This is a genomic window from Streptococcus sp. HMSC10E12, assembly GCF_001807855.1.
Classification (GTDB): domain Bacteria; phylum Bacillota; class Bacilli; order Lactobacillales; family Streptococcaceae; genus Streptococcus; species Streptococcus salivarius.
Genome location: NZ_KV791087.1, coordinates 3,449 through 5,211 on the forward strand (window position 1 = coordinate 3,449; position 1,763 = coordinate 5,211).

Below are 1,763 nucleotides of genomic sequence, written 5' to 3' on the forward strand. Positions count from 1 at the left end.
GAATCCTGTTCGAACGATTCCATTTTCGTCTGAAGCATATGCGTAATTAGTGTCATTACGCAATAATTCCGCGTAAGAACCGAAAAGATAGGTTTTACCGTCTATAGATGCTATTCTATTATAGTAGTGGTGCTTTTCGCTTGGATCTAGGTAATAGGTCTTACCGTCAATTTCTCTCCACCCGGATAATAATTTCCCTTCTGAATCTGCAAGATATAAACTATTATATGATTTAGCGGAACCATTAACAAGAAGTTGGCCATCTTGATTGAAATAATAATAATTTCCGTCAATTAAAAGGACATTATCTTTAGCTTGTAGACCGTCTTCCTTAAAGTAAACACGGTAATCGTTTATTGTGTACCAGCCAAAAACTTGTGCTCCATCATTGCCAAAGTAGTGAATATATGAATTAAAGGAATGGAATGCATTACGGAGAAGTTCGCCACTGTTCTTATCGAAATAGTAGTATTTTCCATCTATAAGGATACGTTCACCTTTGATTTGTTTTCCAGTGCCATCAAAGTAGAGTTGGACACCGTCAATAGTCTGCCATCCAGTAGCTACTTGCCCTTTATCCTTGAGGTAGGTCCAGTCACCATCCTTATCTTGAACAAAGGTATTTCGAAGTGACGATGTCACACGTCCTTGATCATCAATTTCGTAGGTCATTCCATTGAGAGTTAGACTACGATTGGTCCACATAGCCCCACTATCCTTATCAAAGTAGTAAGTTTTACCATCAATGTCTACTAGGCTACCTTTGACTTGCTTACCATTTTTATCAAAGTAGAGTTGAACACCATCAATGGTTTGACGGCCTGTTAGGAGTTTGCCCTCTTTGTCGTAGTAGTACCAGTTCCAGAAATCATCGCGAACAAATTGGTTTTTAGCCGTAAATTCAGTCACTACTCCCTCATTATCAATTGTGTAGGTCTTATCATCGACTTTCAAAGTGTCGTTAGTAAGGATAATAGTGGTGTACATACCAGCATATCTTTCTGTTCGATATGATTTTGTTAGACGATAGCGCTTGCCATCGATTTCTTTCCATGTAGGCTTATCAACACTTTTTACCTCAGGTTGGAAGTAGTGAAGGTGACCATCAGAGCCTCGTTGGATGCCCTCGAGGAGGACACCGTTTTTATCAGTTCCATAGATTCCAGAGAAACTAGGCCCGCCCCAAAATGTTTTTTTTGAAAAAAGGGCTCCAAAATAGTTTTTTTCTATTTTACTATCTGTGACTAGATAAAGTTTGCTGTCATAACCTATGATACCATCAAGAACTTGACCCTTTAAAGCAAAGATATATTCTTTTCCATCGATAATTTGTTTACCAGTTAAGACTTCGCCGTTAGCATTGGTACGGTAGGTAGAAGTGTTTGCATGGAACATTGAAGGAGTTTCAACAATGCCATATTTGTTCTTGACCAATTGTCCTTGGTAATCAAAAAGATAAATCTTCCCATCAATTGTGACAGTATCATTTTTAGCCAAAAGTCCGTCAGGTTTGAAATAATAACGTTTACTGTCAATGGTATGCCATCCAATAAATGCAGCACCATCTTCGCCTAAGTAATTAGTATAAGTTGTATATTGAGGTTCTGTCCTATAGCCATTGAAAATTGAAGTGTGATGCCACTGATTCGTTAATAGAGAACCATCATTCTCATCGAATCGATAGTATTTTCCACCAATCCCTCGTTCTTGTCCTTTGACTTGTTTGCCATCTTTATCAAAATAAAGGATGACACCATCAACAT

The 1,763-nt window shown here is 38.1% G+C and carries 1 protein-coding gene; it reads right to left on the bottom strand.

The annotated features are described in order from the left end of the window. On the bottom strand, positions 1–1,763 hold a 1,763-nt coding region (locus HMPREF3112_RS11570), incomplete at both ends, for an N-acetylmuramoyl-L-alanine amidase family protein (RefSeq protein ID WP_371106349.1).